Source organism: Bacillota bacterium, from assembly GCA_040757085.1.
Taxonomy (GTDB): Bacteria; Bacillota; Sulfobacillia; order JACIYH01; family JACIYH01; genus JACIYH01.
This window is the reverse complement of the sequence record JBFLXJ010000015.1, coordinates 1-22503: the sequence shown is the minus strand read 5'-3', so window position 1 is coordinate 22503 and position 22503 is coordinate 1. Positions and strand designations below refer to the sequence as shown.

At 65.8% G+C, this 22503-nt stretch carries 32 protein-coding genes and 1 tRNA gene; 32 read left to right on the top strand and 1 reads right to left on the bottom strand.

The features are described from left to right. Positions 1-233: 233 nt before the first annotated feature. The 13 genes from rpmH (at position 234) to AB1446_05025 (ending at position 8136) form a co-directional block, all read left to right on the top strand. The gene (rpmH, locus tag AB1446_05085) at positions 234-371 is read left to right on the top strand and encodes a 50S ribosomal protein L34 (protein MEW6546276.1); all 138 of its coding nucleotides are present in this window, start codon (positions 234-236) and stop codon (positions 369-371) included. A 13-nt stretch (positions 372-384) separates the two neighbouring features. Further along, positions 385-723 (top strand): ribonuclease P protein component, encoded by a 339-nt coding sequence (gene rnpA, locus AB1446_05080; protein MEW6546275.1) that lies wholly within the window; start codon positions 385-387, stop codon positions 721-723. Then, positions 710-982 carry a membrane protein insertion efficiency factor YidD gene (gene yidD, locus AB1446_05075; protein ID MEW6546274.1) on the top strand — a complete coding sequence of 91 codons (273 nt, stop codon included), beginning with the start codon at positions 710-712 and terminating at the stop codon, positions 980-982. Before rnpA ends, yidD begins: the two co-directional genes overlap by 14 nt. Positions 983-1007: 25 nt before the next feature. Then, entirely contained in the window at positions 1008-1733 is a 726-nt protein-coding gene (locus tag AB1446_05070) for a YidC/Oxa1 family membrane protein insertase (protein ID MEW6546273.1), read from the top strand. After that, complete coding sequence (gene jag, locus AB1446_05065; protein ID MEW6546272.1) at positions 1645-2259, top strand: RNA-binding cell elongation regulator Jag/EloR; 615 nt, start codon at positions 1645-1647, stop codon at positions 2257-2259. The genes AB1446_05070 and jag overlap by 89 nt, the downstream gene beginning before the upstream one ends. Before the next feature lie 31 nt (positions 2260-2290). Further along, positions 2291-3007, top strand: coding sequence for a 16S rRNA (guanine(527)-N(7))-methyltransferase RsmG (gene rsmG / locus AB1446_05060; GenBank protein ID MEW6546271.1), 717 nt, complete (start codon positions 2291-2293; stop codon positions 3005-3007). A 4-nt stretch (positions 3008-3011) separates the two neighbouring features. Beyond that, the gene (locus AB1446_05055) at positions 3012-3908 is read left to right on the top strand and encodes a ParB/RepB/Spo0J family partition protein (protein ID MEW6546270.1); all 897 of its coding nucleotides are present in this window, start codon (positions 3012-3014) and stop codon (positions 3906-3908) included. Then, positions 3862-4629, top strand: coding sequence for a ParA family protein (locus AB1446_05050; protein MEW6546269.1), 768 nt, complete (start codon positions 3862-3864; stop codon positions 4627-4629). Before AB1446_05055 ends, AB1446_05050 begins: the two co-directional genes overlap by 47 nt. Further along, the gene (locus AB1446_05045; GenBank protein ID MEW6546268.1) at positions 4613-5464 is read left to right on the top strand and encodes a ParB/RepB/Spo0J family partition protein; all 852 of its coding nucleotides are present in this window, start codon (positions 4613-4615) and stop codon (positions 5462-5464) included. The genes AB1446_05050 and AB1446_05045 overlap by 17 nt, the downstream gene beginning before the upstream one ends. A 147-nt stretch (positions 5465-5611) precedes the next feature. Further along, positions 5612-6769 carry a M23 family metallopeptidase gene (locus AB1446_05040; GenBank protein MEW6546267.1) on the top strand — a complete coding sequence of 386 codons (1158 nt, stop codon included), beginning with the start codon at positions 5612-5614 and terminating at the stop codon, positions 6767-6769. Beyond that, the gene (locus AB1446_05035; GenBank protein ID MEW6546266.1) at positions 6769-7155 is read left to right on the top strand and encodes a polymer-forming cytoskeletal protein; all 387 of its coding nucleotides are present in this window, start codon (positions 6769-6771) and stop codon (positions 7153-7155) included. Before AB1446_05040 ends, AB1446_05035 begins: the two co-directional genes overlap by 1 nt. Positions 7156-7158: 3 nt before the next feature. Continuing rightward, a complete protein-coding gene (locus tag AB1446_05030) occupies positions 7159-7809 on the top strand; it encodes a phosphoribosyltransferase family protein (GenBank protein ID MEW6546265.1) in 651 nt (216 codons plus the stop codon). Positions 7810-7824: 15 nt separating this feature from the next. Continuing rightward, positions 7825-8136 carry a YkuS family protein gene (locus AB1446_05025; GenBank protein ID MEW6546264.1) on the top strand — a complete coding sequence of 104 codons (312 nt, stop codon included), beginning with the start codon at positions 7825-7827 and terminating at the stop codon, positions 8134-8136. Here the strand turns inward: AB1446_05025 and yyaC are convergent. Next, positions 8021-8650, bottom strand: coding sequence for a spore protease YyaC (yyaC, locus tag AB1446_05020; GenBank protein ID MEW6546263.1), 630 nt, complete (start codon positions 8648-8650; stop codon positions 8021-8023). The genes AB1446_05025 and yyaC overlap by 116 nt on opposite strands. A gap of 287 nt (positions 8651-8937) precedes the next feature. Here yyaC and AB1446_05015 point away from each other — a divergent pair, with 287 nt between their 5' ends. The 19 genes from AB1446_05015 (at position 8938) to AB1446_04925 (ending at position 22452) form a co-directional block, all read left to right on the top strand. Further along, entirely contained in the window at positions 8938-9255 is a 318-nt protein-coding gene (locus tag AB1446_05015; protein MEW6546262.1) for a hypothetical protein, read from the top strand. Between the two features lie 63 nt (positions 9256-9318). Beyond that, the gene (locus AB1446_05010; protein ID MEW6546261.1) at positions 9319-9636 is read left to right on the top strand and encodes a spore coat associated protein CotJA; all 318 of its coding nucleotides are present in this window, start codon (positions 9319-9321) and stop codon (positions 9634-9636) included. A gap of 17 nt (positions 9637-9653) precedes the next feature. Further along, positions 9654-9905 (top strand): spore coat protein CotJB, encoded by a 252-nt coding sequence (locus tag AB1446_05005; protein ID MEW6546260.1) that lies wholly within the window; start codon positions 9654-9656, stop codon positions 9903-9905. Between the two features lie 24 nt (positions 9906-9929). Next, on the top strand, positions 9930-10502 hold the full coding sequence (locus AB1446_05000) for a manganese catalase family protein (protein MEW6546259.1): 573 nt from the start codon (positions 9930-9932) through the stop codon (positions 10500-10502). A gap of 421 nt (positions 10503-10923) precedes the next feature. Continuing rightward, on the top strand, positions 10924-11670 hold the full coding sequence (locus tag AB1446_04995) for a CvpA family protein (protein MEW6546258.1): 747 nt from the start codon (positions 10924-10926) through the stop codon (positions 11668-11670). A 61-nt stretch (positions 11671-11731) separates the two neighbouring features. Next, a complete protein-coding gene (locus AB1446_04990) occupies positions 11732-12649 on the top strand; it encodes a mechanosensitive ion channel family protein (GenBank protein ID MEW6546257.1) in 918 nt (305 codons plus the stop codon). Then, positions 12627-12836 (top strand): DUF951 domain-containing protein, encoded by a 210-nt coding sequence (locus AB1446_04985; GenBank protein ID MEW6546256.1) that lies wholly within the window; start codon positions 12627-12629, stop codon positions 12834-12836. Before AB1446_04990 ends, AB1446_04985 begins: the two co-directional genes overlap by 23 nt. 14 nt (positions 12837-12850) lie before the next feature. After that, positions 12851-13927 (top strand): redox-regulated ATPase YchF, encoded by a 1077-nt coding sequence (gene ychF, locus AB1446_04980; GenBank protein ID MEW6546255.1) that lies wholly within the window; start codon positions 12851-12853, stop codon positions 13925-13927. A 92-nt stretch (positions 13928-14019) separates the two neighbouring features. Further along, positions 14020-14226 carry a DUF6485 family protein gene (locus AB1446_04975; protein ID MEW6546254.1) on the top strand — a complete coding sequence of 69 codons (207 nt, stop codon included), beginning with the start codon at positions 14020-14022 and terminating at the stop codon, positions 14224-14226. A 329-nt stretch (positions 14227-14555) separates the two neighbouring features. Continuing rightward, positions 14556-14849 carry a 30S ribosomal protein S6 gene (gene rpsF, locus AB1446_04970; protein MEW6546253.1) on the top strand — a complete coding sequence of 98 codons (294 nt, stop codon included), beginning with the start codon at positions 14556-14558 and terminating at the stop codon, positions 14847-14849. A gap of 19 nt (positions 14850-14868) precedes the next feature. Then, the gene (gene ssb, locus AB1446_04965; protein MEW6546252.1) at positions 14869-15270 is read left to right on the top strand and encodes a single-stranded DNA-binding protein; all 402 of its coding nucleotides are present in this window, start codon (positions 14869-14871) and stop codon (positions 15268-15270) included. Further along, positions 15254-15487: a 30S ribosomal protein S18 gene (gene rpsR, locus AB1446_04960; protein ID MEW6546251.1), complete on the top strand. Its 234-nt coding sequence runs from the start codon at positions 15254-15256 to the stop codon at positions 15485-15487. Before ssb ends, rpsR begins: the two co-directional genes overlap by 17 nt. A gap of 86 nt (positions 15488-15573) precedes the next feature. Beyond that, positions 15574-16539 (top strand): YybS family protein, encoded by a 966-nt coding sequence (locus AB1446_04955; protein ID MEW6546250.1) that lies wholly within the window; start codon positions 15574-15576, stop codon positions 16537-16539. 5 nt (positions 16540-16544) lie between these two features. Next, positions 16545-16991: a 50S ribosomal protein L9 gene (rplI, locus tag AB1446_04950; protein ID MEW6546249.1), complete on the top strand. Its 447-nt coding sequence runs from the start codon at positions 16545-16547 to the stop codon at positions 16989-16991. A gap of 10 nt (positions 16992-17001) precedes the next feature. Next, the gene (gene dnaB, locus AB1446_04945; GenBank protein MEW6546248.1) at positions 17002-18321 is read left to right on the top strand and encodes a replicative DNA helicase; all 1320 of its coding nucleotides are present in this window, start codon (positions 17002-17004) and stop codon (positions 18319-18321) included. Positions 18322-18347: 26 nt separating this feature from the next. Continuing rightward, positions 18348-19754 carry an NAD(P)/FAD-dependent oxidoreductase gene (locus tag AB1446_04940; GenBank protein ID MEW6546247.1) on the top strand — a complete coding sequence of 469 codons (1407 nt, stop codon included), beginning with the start codon at positions 18348-18350 and terminating at the stop codon, positions 19752-19754. A 127-nt stretch (positions 19755-19881) separates the two neighbouring features. Continuing rightward, entirely contained in the window at positions 19882-21165 is a 1284-nt protein-coding gene (locus AB1446_04935) for an adenylosuccinate synthase (protein MEW6546246.1), read from the top strand. 117 nt (positions 21166-21282) lie between these two features. Further along, a complete protein-coding gene (gene speE, locus AB1446_04930) occupies positions 21283-22170 on the top strand; it encodes a polyamine aminopropyltransferase (GenBank protein MEW6546245.1) in 888 nt (295 codons plus the stop codon). Between the two features lie 206 nt (positions 22171-22376). Beyond that, a tRNA-Gly gene (locus AB1446_04925) sits at positions 22377-22452 on the top strand. Positions 22453-22503 lie beyond the last annotated feature (51 nt).

The window sequence follows — 22503 nt, the reverse complement described above, 5'->3', positions numbered from 1 at the left end:
TCGACTCAGTCGTCTCCGCTCAAACCCCAGTCCTCGCAGAAAGGGGTTAACCCACTTGAGTACAAGTACCTTTCATTCTGAGGCAACGATCCGTGGTACAAGTACTTTTTATTCTGAGGCAACATGGGGGTTCGCCAGTTCGCTATTGGACGGGTCGTTGCGTTGACACGCGGGGGGTGGTTCTTTATAATGGCGGTGATTTTGGCCTGGAGAGGTCAGGAAGGGACACCACCATGAAGCGGACATACCAACCCAAGCGGCGGCATCGACGGCGGGTGCACGGGTTTTTGCGGCGGATGCGCACGCCGGGAGGACGGCGGGTGCTGGCCAGGAGGAGGGCCAAGGGGCGCAAGCGGCTGGCCGTGAGATGACGGGGGAACGACGGTGCTCCCCAGGGAGGAAAGGCTTACCCGTAGCGGCGAATTCAGGGAAGTGTACCGCAGGGGACGTCGTTACGCGGGAGGGGGGCTGGTCGTCTATTTCCTGGCTGGTCGGGGAGGCCCCAGGGTGGGTTTTCGGGTGCCGCGGCGGGTCGGGAAGGCCGTGGTGCGTAACCGGGTGCGTCGGCGGCTGCGGGAGGCGTATCGGCAGTTGCGCGGGGAGATTCCCGGTGGCTGGTGTGTGGTGGTGGCCCGGGATGACTGCGCGGGAATGGGTATGCTGGAGTTGAGGGACGCCCTGCGTGGCCTGTTGAAAAGGGCGGAGGCAGATGCCCGCGGGTAGTTGGCAGCGAAAGCATGTTCGCTATCTCATGGTGGAGCTGGGGAGAGCGGCGAGGTGGGGCGTGGTAGCCCTGATCTGGCTGTACCGGCTGGTGGTATCTCCGCTCCTTCCGGCCAGCTGCCGGTTTGAGCCCAGTTGTTCGGTTTATGCCGAGCAGGCCGTCAAGCGGTACGGGGTGGTCAAGGGGGGCTTGCTGGCGGGCAGGCGGTTGTTGCGCTGTCACCCCTGGCATCCCGGGGGATATGACCCTGTGCCATGAGGCGTGGGGGAGAGGGGGTTAGGGGTTGAAGTGGCTGACGGACCTGGTGACTGAGGGGATAGCCACATTTTACTCGTGGACGGGTAGTTACGGGCTGGCCATCATACTGCTGACGGTGGCTGTGCGAGTGGTGCTACTGCCCGTGACGTGGAGCGGAGCGGTGTCGACTGTCCGCATGCAGGCCCTGGCTCCCGAGATGGAGGAATTGCGCCGGCGGTACCGCAACGATCCGCGGAAGCTGAACGAGGCCCAGCTGGAGTTGTGGCGGCAGCACGGCGTTAACCCCTTCGCGGGCTGCCTGTCCATGGTGATTGAATTCCCCTTCATCATCGCGCTGTTTCAGGCCCTCAGTCATTACGAGTACGCCGGGCCGGCGTCGTTCTTGTGGGTTCCCCACCTGGCCCGGCCGGACCCGTATTACGTATTGCCGGCGCTGGCGGCGGCGGCGACGTACTGGCAGGCCCGGGTGTCCACGCCGCCATCAGCCGGGGGAGGAACGGGCATGATGCTGCTGAGCCTGGCGATGGGGCCGGCGATGATGTTTTACTTTACCGCGAAGTACGGCGCCGGGCTGGGGTTGTACTGGACGGTGAGCACAGCGCTACGGGCTTTGCAGCAGTACCTGATGCCGCAGGCCCGACCACGCGGAGGGGGAGCGGCAGGTGAGGAGGATCGAGAAGAGAGGCCGCACGGTGGAAGAGGCCGTGCAGGCGGCGCTGAAAGAGCTGGGGATCGGCCCAGACGAGGCTGAAGTGGAGGTTCTGCAGGAAGGGCGGCGGGGCTTCCTCGGTTTGGGGAGCAGGGAGGCCTGGGTCCGGGTGACGCGGAAGCGGCGGCCGGATCGGTTTGCGGTGGGGTTCGTGAACGAGATCCTGCGCACCATGAGGTTGAGGGGCGAAGTTCGGGCCGAGGAACGGGACGGCCGTCTGTGGGTGGAGGTTGAGGGAGAGGACCTGGGTGCGCTGATCGGTCACCGCGGCCGTACCCTGGACGCGCTGGAGTACCTGGTGAACCTGGCGGTAGGCAGGGAGTGCGGAGGACGGCAACGGCTGGTGCTGGATGTGGCCGGTTACCGGCAGCGGCGGGCCGAGGCTGTGAGGCGCATGGCCCTGCAGGCCGCGGAGAAGGTGCGGCGGACGGGGCGGCCGGCGACGCTGGAGCCCATGACGGCGCGGGAGCGGAAGCTGGTGCATCTGGCGCTGCAGGGCGACCCCCAACTGGTCACGCGGTCAGAAGGGGAGGAGCCGTTTCGCAAGATCGTGATTAGCAGAAAGTGACGATGGCGTCCAGGCGGGAGGCGAAGGGGGGCTGGAGGGGAGGAGTTCTGAGGGCGCCCTGGGGGAGCTGATCGAGGAGGGTGCGCGGGCCCTGGGCATAGAGCTGGCGGGGTCGGCGGCGGGGGAGCTTGCGCGTTACGGCGTTTTGTTGCAGGAAGCGGGGCCGCGGGCTGGATTTCGTCCGCCGGTGGATGTGCGGGTTCTGGTGGGAAAGCACCTGCTGGACTCGGCGACGTGCCTGGTGGCCACAGATTTCCCCGAGGGAGCCAGCGTGGTGGATGTGGGGAGCGGGGTGGGGCTGCCAGGGTTGGTAGTGGCCATTTGCCGGCCGGGGGTGCGGGTGGTGCTTGCGGAGCCGCGGGGGCGACGGGCGGGCTTCCTGCGTTGGGCGGTATGGCAGTTGGGGCTCGATAACGTGGCAGTTGTGCGGCAGCGGGCGGAGGAACTGCAGGCGGCGGGCCGGACGTTCGATCGGGTGCTGGCGCGGGCGCTGGCGCGGTTCCCGGTGGCGGTGGGTTTGTGTCTTCCCCTGGCTGCGCGCGGGGGTGAGTTCGTGGCCATGCTGGGACCGCGGGGTGAGGAGGAGGCCAGCGGGGAATGGGAGCAGGTGGTGGGGGCAGGAGGATCGCTGAAGAGGGTGGTGAGGGTGCAACTGCCGTGGGGGATGGGGAGGCGGGTGCTGGTAGTGGTGGCAAAGGGTGAGGAGGAAGGGGGAGGTTCAGGAAAGAATTGGGTAGCCAGGGGGTGAGAGGTTGAGACTGGGAGGCCGGGGTACAGCGGGGCCGAAGGGCAGGCGGCAGGTGCTGCAGGTGCCGGTGGACCTGCTGGCACCGAACCCGCATCAACCCCGCTGGGATGGGGATGACGTAGAGGGATTGTGTTCTTCAATTCGGGAGCACGGGCTGCTGCAGCCGGTGGTGGTGCGCAGGACGGGGAACGGGTACCAGGTGGTTGCGGGACACCGGAGGCTGCGGGCGGCGCGGGAAGCGGGACTGCGGACGGTACCTGCGGTGGTGACGGAGTGTTCGGAGGCGGAGGCAGCCGTGCTGGCCCTGGTGGAGAACTTGCAACGGGAAGGTTTGAGCCCGATCGAGGAGGCGGAGGCATACCGGCGCATCCTGGAGGAGTTTCATCTCAGCCAGGAAGAGTTGGCGCGGAGGGTGGGATTGAGCCAGGCCACGGTGGCGAATCGGCTACGGCTGTTGCGGTTGCCGGCGGAGATCAGGGCGGCACTGCACGAGGGGGTAATCAGCGAGAGACACGGTCGGGCCTTGCTGCGCCTCAGAAGCGAGGAGGAGATGCTACGTGTGTTTCGGCTGGTTGTGGAGGGGGACCTGCGGGTGCAGGAGGCGGAGCGGCTGGTAGAGGAGGTGGTGGGCGAAGGAAAGGGGGCTGGGGGTGACGAAGGAAAGAGAGGCCGGCCGCGTCTGGCTGCGCTGCGGGATCTGAGGATATTTTTGAATACGTTTCGGGCTACGGTGCAGGCGTTGCGGGAGGCGGGGGTGCCGGCGCGGATGGAGGAGCGTGACGCCGGAGACGAGTTGGTGGTCACCGTGTACATAGAGCGGCCCAGACGGGGGGCGGGGGTGGCGAAGAGGACCTGTGGGCAGGGTGCTGGCGGTGGCGAACCAGAAGGGCGGGGTGGGTAAGACCACCACCGTGGTGAACCTGGCGGCTTGCCTGGCGGCGATGGGGCACGCCGTGCTGGCCCTGGATTGTGATCCGCAGGGTCACTGCACCGCAGGCTTGGGCGTGGACAAGGGGCGATTGGCGGGAACGCTTTACGACGTGCTGGCGGGAGTTCGGGAGATGGGGGAAGTGGTGGTGCGTACGCCGTGGGCGGTGGACCTGGTGCCGGCCACGGTGGACCTCGCGGGGGCGGAGGTGGAGCTGGCGGGGGAGCCGGAGCGGGAGGAGCGGTTGCGGAGGGCCCTTGCAGACGTGCAGGGGAAGTACAGGTTTGTCTTGATGGACTGCCCGCCTTCGCTGGGCCTGCTCACGCTGAACGCGTTGGTGGCTGCGGAGGGCGTGGTGGTACCGATTCAGTGCGAGTACTTTGCGCTCGAGGGGCTGGGCCAGCTGGTGCGTACTGTTCAGTTGGTGCGGAGGAGTTACAACCCGGGGCTGCACATCGAGGGTGTGGTGCTCACCATGTTTGATACGAGGACGAACCTTTCCAGTCAGGTGGCTGCTGAGGTCAGGCAGTACTTTCGGGAGAAGGTTTACAGTACGGTGATTCCCCGTAGCGTTAGGTTGTCGGAGGCGCCCAGCCACGGGCAGCCCATCAACTGGTACGACCCCAGGTCGCGGGCGGCCGAGAGCTACATGGCATTGGCCAAGGAGGTTCTGGCGCGTGAGTACGGGCGGTAAGCGAGGACTGGGCAAGGGGTTGGGGGCGCTGCTGCCGCAGGAGGGGCAGGTGCAGGACATAGCTGTGGATGAGGTGCGCCCGGCGCCGGACCAGCCGCGGCAGAGGTTAGACGAGGAGGGGTTGGCCGAACTGGCCCAGTCCGTGCGAGCCCACGGTGTGCTGCAGCCCGTGCTGGTGAGGCCGGTAGCCGGTGGGTATGAGCTGGTGGCGGGGGAGCGCAGGTGGCGGGCGGCGGTTCTGGCCGGGCTGAGGACCATCCCGGCTATTATTAAGGATGTGAGCGAGGCGGAACGGCTGGAGCTGGCCCTGGTCGAGAACCTGCAGCGGGAAGATTTGAACCCCATGGAGGAAGCGGCGGGGTTCCGGCAGTTGATGGAGCGGTTTGGGTACACGCAGGAGCAGTTGGCGGCGCGGGTGGGAAAGAGTCGATCGTATGTGGCGAACACGCTACGCTTGCTCGGTCTGGCCAGTGCGGTCCAGGAGATGGTGAGGGCGGGGAAGCTGAGCGCAGGACATGCGCGCGCGCTTTTGGCCATTCCGGATGAGGGATTGCAGGTTGCTGTGGCAGAGAGCCTGGTACGGCGTGGCGCCTCGGTGCGCGAGGCGGAGGAGGTAGTCCGGCGCGAGGTGCGGGGGGCTGGGCGGGGTCGGGCGCCCAAGGCGTCCGGCTCGTGGGGGGCGTGGGAGGACCGGCTGCGGCAGGCCCTGGGGACGAAGGTGTTTATCCGGGGAGATGAGCAGAGGGGGCGTATTGAGATTCAGTATTACAGCCGGCAGGACCTGGAGCGGTTGCTGGAGGTGCTGGGTGGGCGAGGAGCCGGCATCAGGGGCTAGTCACTGTTTCACGTGAAACTTTTGCCCGCCGAGCTGGTAGCGCTACGGGCCGGTCGGGCCGGACGGATGGGGGAGGAAAAGTGGGGCTGACCGGCGAATTGCGTAGCTACCGCCCGGGGAGAGCGGGGTGAAAAAGTGGCCGGCAGGGTGCCCAGGTCACGCCATGTGACGATTATGCTGGTGCCCCATTTTGGAGAGCGTACATATCAGGTCAGGCTCCCCGTTTCCTTTTTCCGCAGGCTGCTCGCGTCAGCAGTCCTGATTTGTGCAATCCTTTTCGGGTTTCTGCAGTCGTATTCCATCATGCGTGGTAATATGGACGAACTGGCGCGGCTGCGTCAGGAGACCGACGCCCAGCGGTCCCTGCTGGATTCCCTGTCCGGTCAGGCAGCGGCCATGCAAGAGCGGGAAACCCGCATCGCATCTCTGGAGCAGCAGGTGCGGGCCCTCATCGAGGATGACGCTTTCCTGCCAGCCCATCTGAAGGCCCAGTTGTTGGCTGCTTTGCGCCAGTCCCCCCGCCAGCCCCCGGGCGACGCGGCATCGCTGTCCCCCGCCCGTGAATTATACGGGGAAGGCCTCGTGGGTGGCTCGAAAGGGGGAGGATCCCCCTTACTCCCGGCGCCTCCCCTGGAGCCGCAGCCCTCGCGCCGCGCCGGCCCCCTGGCGAGCCGGGCCATGAGCCGGCTCTGGGGAACGGCTGGTGCCAATTCCCCTGCGGGCGAGGGGGCGTCCGGCGCTGGCGGTGCGGGGGGCGGCACAAATGTGCCCACTACCGCGGAGGCTGTGGGCCAGGCCATAACGGGTGACTTGGCCCAGGCTGTTTCCAGTGGGCAGATCGCGAGCGACCGCCTCGCAGCGCTGCGGGAGGTCCTCCAACAGCGCCAGGACATTCTTCTGTCCCTCCCTCAATGTATGCCCGTGCTGGGGCGCTTCACCTCCGGTTTCGGGTACAGACGCTCCCCCTTTGGACTCGGGCGCGAGTTCCACGCCGGCGTTGACCTGGCCGCCCCCAAAGGAACGCCCGTGCGGGCGGTGGCAGACGGGGTGGTGGTATTTGCGGGTTACAAGGTGGGTCTGGGGCGAACCGTGATCCTGGACCACGGGCACGGAATCCGCACCGTGTACGGGCACCATTCTCGCCTGCTGGTGCAGGCAGGACAGCAGGTCGAGGCGGGACAGATCATCGCTGCCGTTGGTGAGAGTGGCCGGGCTACCGGGGATCACCTGCACTTCGAGCTGCATTTCAACGGCCGGGAGGTCGACCCCTGGCCGTACCTGCAGCGGTTGGGAGGGGAGAAGTAGTGCTGGGCAAGAAGGTGGAACGCCCCAACCCGGACAGTGTGGATACGGTGATTGGCAAGTCCACTTTCCTGCAGGGGACTGTGACCTCCCAGGGAAGCATCCGCGTAGACGGGCGCCTGGAGGGTGAGATAATAGGGGAGGGCGACGTCTTCGTCGGCCAGGACGCCAGAGTGGTGGCAAAGGTCAAGGCGCGCCATGTGGTGGTGGCCGGTCAACTCAAGGGCGATGTGGAGGCTGCCGGCAAGTTGGAGATAGCCACCACCGGAGTTCTGGTGGGCAACGTAAAGGTTTCCCAGTTGGTGGTGGAGGAGGGAGGTATTCTGGAAGGCTCCAGTAGCTTCCGCCGCCAGCAGGAGGGTCAGCAAGCCACGGGCGAGGGCAGCTAGCCTATGTTCGCCGACCGGGAGGAAGCCGGAACCCTGTTGGGAGAGAGGGTGGTGGCCCTCGGCCTCACCAGACCTCTGGTGCTGGGAGTGCCTCGAGGTGGTGTGGTGGTGGCTGCGCGGGTAGCGCGAGCCCTGGGGGCTACCCTGGACGTAATCGTCCCTCGCAAGATCGGGGCACCCCGCAATCCGGAACTCGCCATCGGGGCCGTGGGGCCTGACGGCCAGGTGATCATCGATCAGGGGCTGGCTGAACTGGTGGGGGCCAGTGCTGCCTACATCGCCAAGGAGTCGCAACGGCAGGCACAGGAGGTGAGGCGTCGCCTGGAGCTTTACCGTCGGGGCTTGCCGCCTCCGGAGCTGGAGGGCATGGATGTGGTGGTGGTCGATGACGGGGTAGCCACCGGGCATACGGTCCTGGCTGCCCTGCGCGCCCTTCGCCCCCAGCGCCCGGCTACCCTCACCGTAGCGGTACCTGTCGCTCCCCCGGAGAGCGTTGCCCGGCTCCAGGAGGAAGCGGATCGGGTGGTGTGTCTGGCGACCCCCTCACCTTTTTACGCTGTCGGCCAGTTTTACCGTCATTTCCCGCAGGTCAGCGATGAGGAGGTGGCCGGGCTGCTGCACGCGCATAGGCGATCCCACCGGGAACAAGAATAGGGTGGAGGTGAGCCTATGTTGTCCAGCAGCGAAGAGGAGCCTGCCGTAGCGGTGGAGACAGCTCTTGCCCCCGTGGCGGATTTATTGCAGCGGGAGGGATACCGTGTCATCCCCCTCCGGACTCCTGTTCCGGACGAGGTGCAGGCGGTGGTGACCACCGCCGGAGACATAGACCTCATGGGCATGCAGGACATCAAGACCAGGAGTCCAGTTATCGCTGCTGCGGGTAAGACGCCGCAGCAGGTGCTGGAAGAAGTGAGGCGAGCGGTGAGGCTGCGCGCTGAGGAGTCCCCCGGGGGAAGACCAGCGCCAGGGCGCTGGCCATAACCAGCGCCATTTTGAACACCAGCCACAGGCGCGTGTTCTGGAGCACGAGGTATTCCATGTGACCGGCCACGTTTACGGTGCCGGTCATATGTATATCTCCCACTTCGGGCAGGACCTTGTTCACGCCTGCCCCGGGACGGATGCAACCTTTGCCGACTACGATGCTGCCCACCTGCTCCTGCACCCCCAGGCAAGCGTCCACCGCAATCACAGGGCGAAGTTGGAGTTCTCGCAGCTTCTCCGCCACCTGGGGCAAGTTGGCGGCATGCACGGGGTGGGGGAGTGTGCCCCACACCTCCACGCCTACGTGGTACTCTTCCAGCAGGGTTCCCACCAGGGGTCCCAGGGCGTCCCCCGTGGACCGGTCCGTGCCAATACACAGCACGGCTGGCTTTGTAGCCTCGCTGGCCTGGCAAAGGGCGGCGATCCGCGCTGCCAGCAGGTGTTCCACTCCTGGCTGGTGTACGCTTACGCGTAAGATCCCTTGTTCTCCCAGATCAAGGGGGAAAGCCAATCTCACTCCCCGCAGTGAGAAGTATATATGCAGGTAGGTTTTTCTATGCGCCCGGGTCCCTTTGGAGGCCTCCGACCCGGCGGGAAGAGACTGCTGGTGGATGCCGTGACGCAGCCCTGCGGGTCGCAAATGGTTCCGCGCGGGAGCCAGTGGGACCACCGGCTTCCCTCAGGGATTCTGCGGCCGGGGGAGGAGGGAGGACCCCCACCGGCGAAAGAACGCACGCGGTGGCGCCAATGGGCCAACGGCATGCGCGCGGTGCACTTCCGGGATGGGTGGTCGCGACTGTGGTGGCGACCTTCCTGGGCTGCTGGTATGTGGGTGTCCAGTACGTCCTGTGCATGTCTCCCCTGGTCCGAGCTGTGGTGAGCTTTCTGGTCGTGGGACTCCTGGGTACGGCCGCCCGCTACCTGGCCGTGCCCCGCCCTGTGGTTTTCGTCCAGGACATCCTGGCAGAACTCGCTGTATACGCGGTTGCCGGCCTGGCCTGCGGCGCCGCCATTGAGTTCCTCGCGATACGATGGGGCGTGGCCGTAGCTCCGGTATGGCCTGCTCTCGCTGTTTACATATCCCTCACGTTTCTCTTCGATCGGCGGGTGCGGTAGGTACGGGCTGTGGACACTGCCGGCGGCGGGCTGTATGCGCCGCTAGCCGGCCCTGCACATAACATGTTGACGCGGAATAGTCTGCAACAGGACCGCCTGTTTCGGGCAGGACGCGCGCATCCTGATCCGTTCGTAAGGTATGGCGCGAAAGAAACGAACACCGTAGGAGGTCGATGTTTCATGGAAAACTCCGGCCCGGGCGAGTCTCGAATCCACGGGCAAAAGGCCTTTCAGGGTGGAGAGCTGGCGCGTGCCTACGTTCCCGTCCAGATTTACACGCGGCGCCTCAGCCCTGCTGAGGGTTGGAGGGCGGGAACCATATTCCCCGAACTGATAAGCCCTTACACCCCGGCGCCCCGTCGCATGCGCCGGCGGAGGTAGGTGGGGGGTGATCAGAGATGGACACCGAGCGGCGTCAGCTGCTGGACCGGCTGGTGGCCCTGGAGTTCACCGCCATCGAACTGCAACTGTACCTGGACACGCATCCGGACGATCAGAGAGCCCTGGCGGACTTCAACGCCACCGCCCAGGAACTGGCCAGCCTGAAGCAGCTTTATGAGAGCCGATTCGGGCCCCTCCTCAGTTACGGCTTTTCTCTCAGCCCGCAGGCATGGCGGTGGATCGAGGAACCCTGGCCCTGGCAGGTGTGAGCGATTGTAAGGAGGAAGGACGCTATGTGGGTATACCAGAAGAGCCTCCTTTACCCGGTAAAGGTAACCCGCCCCGACCCGCGCATGGCCAAGGAAATCATCACCCAGTACGGGGGGCCAGATGGCGAGCTGGGTGCGTCCCTGCGGTATCTAACCCAGCGTTACACCATGCCCATCCCTCAGGCCATAGCCACATTGACCGATATAGGCACCGAAGAACTGGCGCACATGGAGATCGTGGCGGCCATGGTTTACCGCCTGATCCGGGATGCCCCCCTGGACGACATCATTGCCGCGGGGTTGGACGCGTACTACGCCGACCACGACCAGGCCCTCTATTTCGTCACGGGCGAAGGCGTGCCCTGGACGGCCGCATATATCGCATCCAAGGGCGACCCGTTGGCAGACCTGCACGAGGACATGGCCGCCGAGCAGAAGGCACGCGCCACTTACGAATACCTCATCAACCTGTCCGACGACCCCGACGTCACCGACGTGCTGCGCTGGCTCAGAGAACGAGAAGTTGTCCATTTCCAGCGCTTCGGTGAAACCCTTAACCTGGTCCACGAATACCTCGACCGCCGGCGGGAGTTCTAACGGGGGGCGACCCCTAGACCGGTTGGGGGTCGACGGCAGCGGGCGAGGTGGCTACTGGGAATCAGGCGGCCCGGGGGAGGTCTCGGTCCGGACATGGCGGATCGCTGCGCTTTGCGGCCTCGTCTTGTCCCGTGACCAGAAGGCCAAGGGTGACCTGGACCACCAGGTTCGGAGGCTCAGGGAGGCGGACAGGGTGCTGGGCCTGCCGATCCGAGCCACGTCCTCACGGGCGTGGCTTGCGGCTGTCACGACAAGCGCAGAGGGCTGCTCCGGCTCACGGAGCTTGCCCGCACGGGCCGGACTTTTCAGGGAAGCCCTACGGCCTGCGCGGCCAGGGCAACAGGACACTCCACAGGCTACAGGCAACCACGGGGCGAGCAGCACGGGTTGGCGGTGCTCGTCCGCGGCAACTTGTGTTATGATGATCGCGGACAGCGCAGAGCCGTTCTGGCGCGCGGCGGAAGAGGTGGGTGCCTTGTTACTGGGGTGGCCGGACTACCTTTGCCTGCTGGTGATCGCGTGGGGAGCCCTGACCGGCGCAATCTGCGGTTTTGTGCGGGTGGTCATGAACCTGGTATCCCTGGCGGCGGGGCTGGTTGCTGGTGCCTGGGGAACCGGGCCGGTGGTGGCGTGGCTGGGACGTCTGGGCTTGGTGAGCGCAGTGTCCGCGCGGATAGCTGCCCACTTGCCCCTGGCCCAGGCGGTCAGCGCCACGCCGGTGGGGGGCAAGGTGCCCATCGCCTGGGGTGAGAGCCTGCCGCCGGGGTTGAAGCAAGCCCTCCAGCAACGGGTGGAAGCCCTGTTCGCAGGAACTTCAGGTTTTGTCACCCTGGGAGAACTGATAGCTCGGGCAGCCACGGAACTGTTCTTTTCGGTGGCGGTCTTTTTGGTCATCCTGGCGGCGGTGCAGGGCTTACTGAGGTGGGCGGGCAGGAGGATATCCTGGTGGCTGGGTGCTCGAGGTCTCCATTGGCCCGACCGGCTGGTCGGGGCTGTGGCCGGTGCCGCGCGAAACGCCCTGGTGGTAGCCGCTCTGGCGGCATTGGCGCTGCCCCTGGTGACCCTGCTGCCGGCCGGGCAAGGCTTGCTCCGCCCGGGCGGCCTGGCGTACGCGCTGGCCGGGTGGTTCGGCGGGATTTACCCCTGGTTGCTGGCGCACCTTTCCTGATCGTCCCGACGCCGGTCACGGGCTCCTGTGCCGGAACGAGGGAAGCTGTTGGCCAACCTCGGTGAAGGAGGAGGTGGATCCCGGCTCCCGAAAGCAGAGCCGCGGGGTGCTGGGTGCTGCGTTGCAAGTGGACATGACGATGCTGGGGATGGTAGGGCACGTGGTCTCCCGGTTGGCGCTGGTGGTCGTACTGGCCCTGGTGGGGGTCAAGCTGGCAGATGTGCTGGTGGCCAGGCTGTTCCGCCCCCGACCGGGCACCAGGGTGTGGCAGCTGGAAGAGAACCGTTCTCGCACCCTGGCCTCACTCCTGCGGAGTACCATACGTTACACGGTGACCATATTCGCCGGCACGATGCTTCTGGACATCGTGGGGGTAGATACCAAGTCCTTGCTGGGGGGCGTGGCCATCGCGGGGCTGGCGATAGGGTTCGGCGCCCAGAACCTGGTGCGGGACGTCATAACCGGGTTCTTCATAATCTACGAGAGACAGTACGACGTGGGGGATTACATCAAGGCCGCCGGCGTTTCCGGCGTGGTCGAGGAACTGGGCCTCCGGGTCACCAAGCTGCGGGATTGGTCCGGGGAGATCCACGTGGTGCCCAACGGCAGGATCGACATCACCACCAACCTTAGCCGGGCGGGTAGCAGGGCCCTGGTCGAAGTGAGCGTGGCGTACGAGGCCGACCTGCGCAGGGCTATGTCCGTGATGCAGGAGGCGTGTGACCGGGCTGCTCGGGAGATCCCCACCATCCTGGAGGGCCCCCGCGTGCTGGGGGTGAAGGAACTGGGTGCGTCGGGGGTAAACATCCTGATATGGGCTCGCACTCAGCCCCTGGAGCAGTGGGCGGTCGAGCGGGAACTGCGGTTGCGGCTCAAGGAGGCGCTTGACGCCGCAGGCATCGAGATCCCTTACCCGCGACTGGTGGTGTACGACCGTTCGGAAAGGGGAACGAACGGTGACCAGGTATCACGTGGGTGACGTGGTGCGGCTCCGCAAGGCCCACCCGTGTGGTAGCGATCGCTGGGAGATCATCCGCACTGGCATCGACTTTGGATTGCGCTGCCTGGGGTGCGGCCGCTACGTCATGATACCGCGGCGGCGCTTCGAGCGCTCTGTGAAGGAAGTGCTGGATCCCTCGTCCGGAGGACCGGGCGCTGGGCCCTAAGGCAGGAGGAAGCCGTGGGGTACTCTTGTGGTCTGGTCGGACTGCCCAACGCGGGCAAGAGCACGCTTTTTCGTGCCCTCACCGGCGTGGCGGCCGAAGTGGGTAACTACCCCTTCACCACCATCGCCCCTCAACGGGGTCAGGTTCCGGTCGAAGACGCGCGGCTGGGCCGCATCGCGGCCCTGGTGGGGTCGGCCCGAGCCACACCCGCGGTAGTGGAAGTGGTGGACGTTGCTGGCCTGGTGGAGGGTGCCAGCCAGGGGCAGGGACTTGGCAATCGCTTCCTTGCCCACATCAGGGAAGTGGATGCCCTGTTTCACGTGGTACGTTGCTTCGGCGATCCCAACGTAGTCCACGTCACCGGCGAAATCTCTCCTCGCCGCGACGCCGAACTGGTTGACGCCGAACTCATGCTGGCGGACCTGGAAACACTGGGCCGGTACGAGGTGAAGCTGGCCTCGCTGGTCAAGACGCAGGAGGCGAAGTGGAAGGAGGAGGCTGCCCAGGCAGGCCTCCTGCGGGAATCGCTGGGGAAAGGAGTGCCGGCTCGCCTGGTGCCGGACCAGGGGGCGCAGGCCCTGGCGCGTCGACTGAATCTGCTCTCGGCAAAACCCGTCCTGTACGTGGCCAACGTGGGGGAAGGAGAGGATATCCCCACCGACCTGGCCGACTATGCTGCCCGGCAGCGGGCGCCCGTTCATGCCTTTGCCGCCCGCCTGGAGGCGGAACTGACCGAGCTGGATTCCGGGGAGCGCGCCGCCATGCTGCAAGACCTGGGATGGCCGGCGGACGCGGCGCAAGGGCTGGTGCAGGCGGGTTACCGCCTGCTGGGTCTCATCACCTTTTTTACCGCCAACGAGAACGAGTGCCGGGCCCGCGCTGTCCCCAGGGGAACCACGGCGGTGGAAGCGGCCGCACGCGTGCATACCGACATGGCCAGGGGGTTCATCCGGGCTGAGGTGATTACCGCTTCCGACCTGCTGGGGGCGGGTTCTTACCAGGCGGCGCGCGATCAGGGTCTGGTGCGTTCGGAAGGCCGCGATTACCGGGTGCAGGACGGGGACGTCATCTTCTTCCGCTTCCAGCGGTGAAAGTGGGAACTGTTCCCCCGCTGTGGGCCCGAAAGCCTCCTGATGTCCTGCAAGGACGAAGTACTTCTGGACAAACGGGTGAGGTGAGAGTGATGGTCGAAGGCGCAAAGTGCAATCTGGAGGCCAACCGGGGCAAATGTACCTGCACGTACGAGCCGTGTTCCCGTAAGGGCCGCTGTTGTGAATGCATCAGTTACCACTGGGCCCACCGGGAACTCCCAGGGTGCCTATTCCCGCCCGAAGTGGAAAGGACGTACGACCGGTCACTGCGCAGGTTCCTCAGGACCTACGCCGGCTGAGCGGCGGACGACCCCCCGGGCGTATCCTTCGCGGGTCGTGAGGGCTGATGGCTGCCCGGCCTCGCCTCCGGGTGAGCTTGTCAGGCCGGGCGCGGGGGTGATATAATCGGGCAGACAGCGGGGCATTTGTCCGTAGTTGCCAGTGTCCCTGCGGCGGCTCCCGGGGGTGAGGTGGCTCCCGGCCAACTGGGCGTCGCTCCGCTGCCGGCCGCCGGGGTACCAGGCAGAACCAGGCCCACGGTGGCCCGCGGGCCTTTTTCGTTGGGCCCGTGCTCCCTGCCCCGCCCTGCGAGGCGGGGCCGTAGGCCGAGGGGAGGAGGTGACGACGAGTGGCATACCCCTACGAGGTGATGTTCATCCTCCGGCCCGACCTGGACGAAGAGGCTACGGCGGCCGCTATTGACAGGATCGCCGGCGTTATCACGGGCCAGGGCGGAAAAGTCGAGAAGGTGGACAGGTGGGGGAAGCGGAAGCTGGCGTATGAGATCAAGGGTTACCAGGATGGCTTCTACTCGGTGATGGAGTTCGAGGGCACCCCCGACGTAGCCAAAGAACTGGACCGCGTCCTCAGAATCTCCGATGAGGTCATCCGGAGCCTGATCGTGCGGCGGGACGAGCCATGACCAGAAGGGGGCTGGTAGCGTGCTCAACCGCGTCATCCTCATCGGACGGCTGACGCGAGATCCGGAACTTCGCATCCTGCCCAGCGGGGTGCCCGTGGCCAGCTTTACGCTGGCGGTAGACCGTCCTTTCACCAACCAGCAGGGCGAGCGGGAGACCGACTTCATCGACATTGTGGTCTGGCGCAAGCAGGCCGAAACCGTATCCAATCACCTCAGCAAGGGACGCCTGGTCGCTGTGGAAGGACGGCTTCAGGTGCGAACGTACGAGACTCAGGATGGGCAGAAGCGCAAGGTGGCAGAAGTTGTCGCCGATACGGTAAGATTCCTTGACCGGCCGCGCGATGTGCTGGCGGAGTCGTCAGGCATCCCGGACGTGGCAATCGAAGGAGCGGAGGGATCGGCGTTTGGCCAAGAGGGATAAGGGACGTAAGCGGAAGCGCAAGGTGTGCGCATTCTGCGTGGATAAGATCGAGAGGGTCGACTACAAGGACGTATCCCGGCTGCGTCGCTACCTTACGGAGCGGGGCAAGATTATTCCCAAGCGCATCTCGGGCAACTGTGCCCGTCACCAGCGTCAGTTGACGCTGGCGATCAAGCGGGCCCGTAACGTGGCCCTGCTTCCATTCACGGTGGAGTAGTCGGCGAGAGGCCCGGGCTCGCGGGGGCCGGTTGCCCGCTCCGGGTTGCCGGCGGGGCCCGGGCCTTCCGGTGGCCTGAGGAAGGGATGGCATTGGTGCAGGCAGGTTTGCGGGGATTGGCCGAGGGTGCCCTTATGGCCGCTCTTTGCGTGGTGCTGGGGCTTTCCGCCTACTACATCCCCGTCCTGGGAGTGGCGGCGGTGCTGGTGGGTCCCGTGCCCATCGTGGTGGCCTGCCTCCGCCACGGTCCTCGCATTGCCATCCTGGCCGCCGTGGTGGCTGGCATCCTGCTGGGAGCCTTCCTGGGGGCAATGCAGGGACTGGTCATGGGCTTCGGCTTCGGGAGCATGGGTCTGGCCCTGGGGATGGGATTTTCCCGGCAGGCGCCCCCGTTCACCACGGTACTGTGGGGCTCTCTGGCTGTGGCCAGTGCCTCAACGCTTTCCCTGGGGTTGGGATTCCTCTTCTTGCACATATCTCCCGTGCAGACGATAGAGCAGATGTTCCAGGCATACGAGAGTGCCAGCGAACTGTGGGGGCGGCTGGGGGCTGCCGGGATGCAGGAGCAGGCGCGCACCATGGTGGCCATGATGCGGCAGTCTTTCGCGCTGCTTTGGCCTGCCGCCTTCGCGGGTGCGTTCGTGATGGCGGCTGCCATCAACTGGGCGGTGGCGAGGGCTATCCTCCGCCGGCTGGGATACCGGGTTCCCGATCCGGCCCCCTTTGCGCAATGGCGGGTCCCCCGCTGGCTGCTCATACCGTTCCTGCTCGCCTGGGCGGCCATGGCGGCCGCATCGTACTACCGCCTCGACTGGCTGTACCGGCTGGGGACCAACGTGAACATGCTGCTCATGCTGGTCATGGCGGTGGAAGGTGCCGCGGTGGCGTTTGGCTTCTTGCGACGCTGGTTTGGGGGACGCGCCGGGCTGGTGCTGGCCGGCATCGTGATTATGATACCCGGACTGGCATGGCCGCTCATCGTGTGGCTGGGTGTGTTCGATCTTCTCTTTGACTACCGTCGATTGGCCAATCCCGCCCCCGGGAGGGGGTGACTCAGGTGAAGGTGATCCTGCAGGCGGACGTGCCTGGGCTGGGCAAGCGCGGCGAGGTAGTGGAGGTTTCGGAGGGGTACGCCCGCAACTACCTGCTGCCCCGCCGGCTGGCGCAGGAGGCGTCCCCGGGGGCGTTGCGGGCAGCCCGGCACCTGGCACAGGAAAAGCAGAAGAAGGCGGACAGGGAGCAGGAACAGGCACGCCGGCAGGCCGCCCGTATGGAGGGCAGGCTGGTGACGGTCAGGGCGCGCGCCGGCGAAGGGGGCAAGCTGTTCGGTTCCGTAACCGCCCGCGATGTGGCAGACGCCGTCGCGGCCCAGTTCGGATTTGAGGTTGACCGGCGCCGGGTGTTGCTGGAAGAACCCATCAAGGCTGTGGGCACCTATCCCGTGAGAATCCACCTGTACCCCGGCATCGATGCCACCGTCCAGGTGCGGGTGATACCGGAGTAGGAGGGCCGGCATGGCGAGCATCGAGAAGCTGCCTCCCCAGAGCGTGGAGGCGGAACAATCCGTTTTGGGCGCCATGTTGCTGGAAAAAGAGGCCATCGTGAAGGCCGCCGAGATTGTCCGCCCCGAGGACTTTTACCGGGAGTCCCACCGCGTGATTTACAGCGCCATCCTTTCGCTCTACGAGCGGGGCGAAGCCGTAGACCTGGTGACGCTCTGCGAGGAGCTTCGCCGCCAGGGCTCCCTGGAGGATGTGGGTGGCACGTCCTACGTCACCACCCTGGCCAACCTGGTACCCACCACCGCCAATGTGGAATACTACGCCCGCATAGTCGAGGAGAAATCGGTGCTGCGGCAACTGATTCGGGTCTGCACGGAGGTGGTCTCCCATTGCTACGAAGGGCAGGAGGAGGTGAGCCGCCTCCTGGACGACGCCGAACGCCGCATCACCGAGCTTTCCCTGCGGCGCAGTTCCCAGGGATTCGTCAGGTTGAAGGATGTGCTCATGGCCACCCTGGACCGGCTCATGCAGATGGTGGAGAGCGGGCAGGGCACCGGGATTCCTTCCGGTTACTCGGACATCGACCGCTTTACGGCGGGGCTGCAGCCTTCCGATCTCCTCATCATCGCCGCCCGGCCCTCGGTGGGCAAGACCACCTTTGCCCTCAATGTGGCGCGCCAGGTGGCGGTCCGCAACAAGCTCCCCGTGGCCATTTTCAGTCTGGAGATGTCCAGGGAGCAGGTGGCCATGAGGCTACTTTCCGCCGAGGCGGGCGTGGAGCAGCAGAAGATCAGGCGGGGGGAACTGGAGGAGCAAGAGTGGCAGGCCCTTTCCCGCGGCCTGGCCCGCCTGGGGCCTGCCCCCATCTTCATCGACGATACCTCTTCCATTTCCGTCCTGGAACTGCGGACCAAGACGCGTCGGCTGTGCACGGAGGTGGGGGCGGGCCTGGTGATCGTCGACTACCTGCAACTCCTCCGCACCTCCGGGAGGATGGAAAACCGCCAACAGGAGATATCCGAGATTTCGCGGAGTCTGAAGGCGCTGGCCAGGGAGTTGCGCATCCCGGTGGTGGCACTGTCTCAGTTGAGCCGGGCTGTTGAGCAGCGTCAGGACCGGCGTCCCGTGCTTTCTGACCTGCGCGAGTCTGGTGCCCTGGAGCAGGACGCCGATGTGGTGATGTTCCTCTACACCAACGCCGAGATGGAAAGGGAGAACCAGATCGAGGTCATCATTGCCAAGCAACGCCACGGTCCTACCGGCTCCGTCAAGATGTATTTTGACCGGAGTACCGGGCTGTTCATGGGACTTGACACCAGACACGTCCTGTAGGGCCGGCCGGGCGAGGGGGTGCAGCGTTGTACGATGTCGTCATCGTAGGAGCGGGGCCGGCGGGAATCTTCGCTGCCCTGGAACTGGCGGAGCGGGCCTCTGACCTGCGGGTGCTCATGCTGGAGAAGGGGCCGGAACTGGAGCGCCGTGTCTGCCCCATGCAGCAACGGCGGGTATCGTGCAATCGCTGCGACCCCTGCTTCGTGCTGTCGGGGTGGGGAGGAGCAGGCGCCTTCAGCGACGGTAAGCTCACCCTTACCGCCGATTTCGGGGGCCACCTTGACCGGTACATTGGCCGGCAGCAAACGGTGGAACTGATCGACTACGTCGATCAGATCTACCTGAGGTTTGGGGCCACCCCGGTGGCGTACGGCACCGATCCCGAGACGGTGCGGCGCATCACCCGCCAGGCGGCCACGGCCGGACTGAGCTTCATCCCCGCCAAGATAAGGCACCTGGGGACAGACAACTGCCCCCAGATCCTGGCTCGCATGCGCCAGCACCTGGAGGGCCGGGTCGAGATCCGCACGCGCACGCTGGCGGCGGGGGTGCTGGTGGAGGACGGCCGCGTCACCGGGGTCAGGACGGGGGATGGTGAGTGCATCCCGGCACGCTGCGTCATCCTGGCGCCCGGTCGGGAGGGGGCGGCGTGGATGGCCGCCCAGGCCGCGGAACTGGGTCTCAAGCTGGCGGCCAATCCCGTGGACATCGGGGTGCGGGTGGAGGTTCCCGCCGTAATCATGGAGCCCCTCACCGAGGGGGTCTACGAATCCAAGCTGGTATACTACACGGAGTCCTTCGATGACCAGGTGCGCACCTTCTGCGTTTGTCCTTACGGCGAAGTGGTGATGGAGAACAACGGCGGCCTTATCACCGTCAATGGGCACAGCTACCGGTCCCGGCGTACCGAAAACACCAACTTTGCCCTCCTGGTATCCAAGAGCTTTACCGAGCCCTTCAAGGAGCCCATCACCTACGGGCGGTATATCGCTTCCCTGGCCAACCTCCTGGGAGGCACCGTGCTGGTGCAGCGGTTGGGCGACCTCCTTTCCGGGCGGCGCTCAACGGAAAAGCGGCTGGTCAAGGGGATGGTGCAGCCCACGTTGCCCGAGGCCACGCCCGGCGACCTCAGTTTGGTCTTGCCATACCGGCACCTGATCGATATCCTTGAGATGCTCGAGGCCCTGGATAAGGTGGCGCCCGGTGTCCACTCCCGGCACACCCTCCTGTACGGCGTGGAGGTCAAGTTCTACTCCTCCCGCGTGGAGGTGGACCGCGACCTGCAGACTCGCGTGCGGGGGTTGTTCGTGGCGGGGGATGGGGCCGGGATTACCCGCGGGCTGGCCCAGGCTTCGGCGTCGGGTGTTTACGTGGCGTGGTCCGTGGCCCGCCATCTAGCCGGGGAGTGCAGTCGCGCGATACACCCCGCCTGAACGAGGGCAACGCCACACGCTGCACCTGAGAGAGGCAACGGGGTGCCCGCTCCAGGCTGAGGAGGGGGCAGCGAGCAAATCTCCCTTGAGGGCAGGGGAAGGGGGCCAGGGGCGAAGCCCCGCACGAATGCCGGCGGTTATCGTGGTGGGAACCCAGTGGGGAGACGAGGGGAAGGGTAAGGTCACCGACTACCTTGCCCGGGAAGCCGACGTAGTGGTGAGGTACCAGGGGGGGGCCAACGCCGGGCACACCGTGGTGGTGGACGGGGAAGAGTTTCGCCTGCACCTGGTGCCTTCCGGCATCCTCTACCCGGGCAAGCTGTGCGTGGTGGGGAACGGGGTGGTGGTGGATCCCGAGGTGCTCGTGGGGGAGATCGAGTACCTGCAGAGCCGGGGCCGTGACGTAAGCGGGTTGCGGGTGAGCGCCCGTGCCCACCTTGTCATGCCCTACCATCGCATCCTGGACGCTCTCCAGGAGCGGGCCCGCGGGGACCGCAAAATCGGTACTACCTTGCGCGGAGTAGGGCCCGCGTACATGGACAAGGCAGCCCGGGTGGGATTACGGGTGGGCGACCTGCTTGAAGCGAGGGAATTCCGCGCCCGTCTCGAACACAATCTGGCCGACAAGAACCGCTTCCTTCAGCACGTCTACGGTGCGGAACCCCTCAAGCTGGAGGATGTGCTGGAGCCCTACCTGGCCTGGGGGGAAAAGCTGCGGCCCTATGTGGTGGAGACTGCCCCCCTCATCAACCGGGCGATCCTGGACGGCAAGAAGGTGCTGTTCGAAGGGGCCCAGGGGACCCTCCTTGACCTGGACCACGGCACGTACCCTTACGTAACCTCCAGCCACCCCGTGGCAGGCGGAGCCTGCATCGGGGCGGGGGTGGGGCCCACCCGTATAGACCGCGTCATCGGAGTGGTGAAGGCCTACACGTCCCGCGTGGGCGATGGCCCCTTCCCTACCGAGTTGCGCGGTAGGGAAGGAGAGTTCGTCCGGGAGAAGGGTCACGAGTACGGTACCACCACCGGACGTCCCCGGAGGGTGGGATGGCTGGATGCCGTGATGGTCCGCTATGCCGCTCTGCTGAGCGGCCTGGATGGCATCGCCATCACCCGGCTCGATGTCCTGGCTACCCTGCCCCGGGTGAAGGTGGCGGTCGCCTACCGTTATCGGGGCAAGGAAGTGGAGGATTTCCCCTCGAGCCTTTCCGTCCTGCAGGAGTGTGAGCCGGTCTACGAGGAATTGCCGGGTTGGCCGGAGATAACGGGCGGTCCGCAGTCCTTCGATGACCTGCACCCCCATGCCCGTCGCTACGTGGAATTCGTGGGCCGGGTAACGGGGCTCCCCGTGGTGCTGCTGTCTATAGGGAGGGAGCGCGGCCAGACCGTCACCCTGTCCCCCGTATTCTGATCCGGACACCCCCGGCCGGCGGGCCTACGCGATGCCCCGGGCAGTGTGCGGGAATGCAGGGCGAGAGAAGTACCGAACAATATAGGAAACAGGAGCAGGAAGGAGCAGGCAGCGGAAGTGGAGATCTGGTTCACCGAAAAGCCTACGCCCAACTGGGGGATGACCTACCGGGTCCAGCAGGTGTTGCGGCGGCGCAAGACACCGTTCCAGGATCTCGCGGTCGTGGAGACGGCCGAATTCGGGCGCGCCCTCATCCTGGACGGGATCGTGCAACTCACCGAGAAGGACGAGTTCGTCTACCACGAGATGATCGTGCACGTGCCCATGTGTGCCCACCCCAATCCCAGGCGGGTGCTGGTGGTGGGGGGAGGCGATGGGGGTGCAGTGCGGGAGATCCTGCGTCACCCCGGGGTGGAGGAAGTCTACCTGGTGGACATCGACCGGGAGGTGATCGAGGCAGCGCGCGAATTCTTCCCCCAGGTCTCCGCAGGCCTGGATGATCCCCGGGTGCGGGTGATAAACGAAGATGCTTCCCGCTACCTATGGCAGGACGAACTGGAGGGCAGGTTCGACGTCATCGTGGTGGACTCGCCCGATCCGGTTGGCCCGGCCGTCGGTCTCTTCCAGGAGCAGTTCTACCGGGCGGTAGCTCGGGCTCTGTCGCCCGACGGACTGTTCTCGGCCCAGAGCGAGTGCCCGTTCCTGATGCCCCAGTTCATCCGCTCGGTGCAGGAGGCGGCCGCCCGCGTCTTCCCCATCGTTAAGCTATACATTTACTCCAACGTAACCTACCCCGGGGGCATGTGGGCATTCACCACGGGATCCAAGCGCTACGACCCCGCCCAGCCCCGGGAGGGCCGCTGCCCGACGGGGCCTTCCCGGTACTGGACTCCGGAGGTGCACCGCGCCGCCTTTGTGCTGCCCCCCTTCGTACGTGAACTGGCACCGCTGCAACACGTTTCCGCGGTCGCCACCGACGCGCGCTCCTTCTCCCCCGGCAGTTGAACCAGGTGGTTGCCGATAGACGCTACCTGACTACACTGCCCCATCACTGGACGCGCGCCGGGCACGCGCTGCGACCGGCTAGAGCTGCCTCTGACGCGTGCTGCCGGACCTCCCCAGGGCGGCGGGGAATTCGCGGAATTCGCAGGGTACTTGCGCTGGCAGTGCGGGGTGGGTATAATATGGTCGGGTTAACTGCATAGAGGCGAGCGGGAGTAGTTCAGCTGGTAGAACATCGGCTTCCCAAGCCGAGGGTCGCGGGTTCGAATCCCGTCTCTCGCTCCAAATTTTTTGAGCCGGTGTAGCTCAAGGGCAGAGCGGCGCATTCGTAATGCG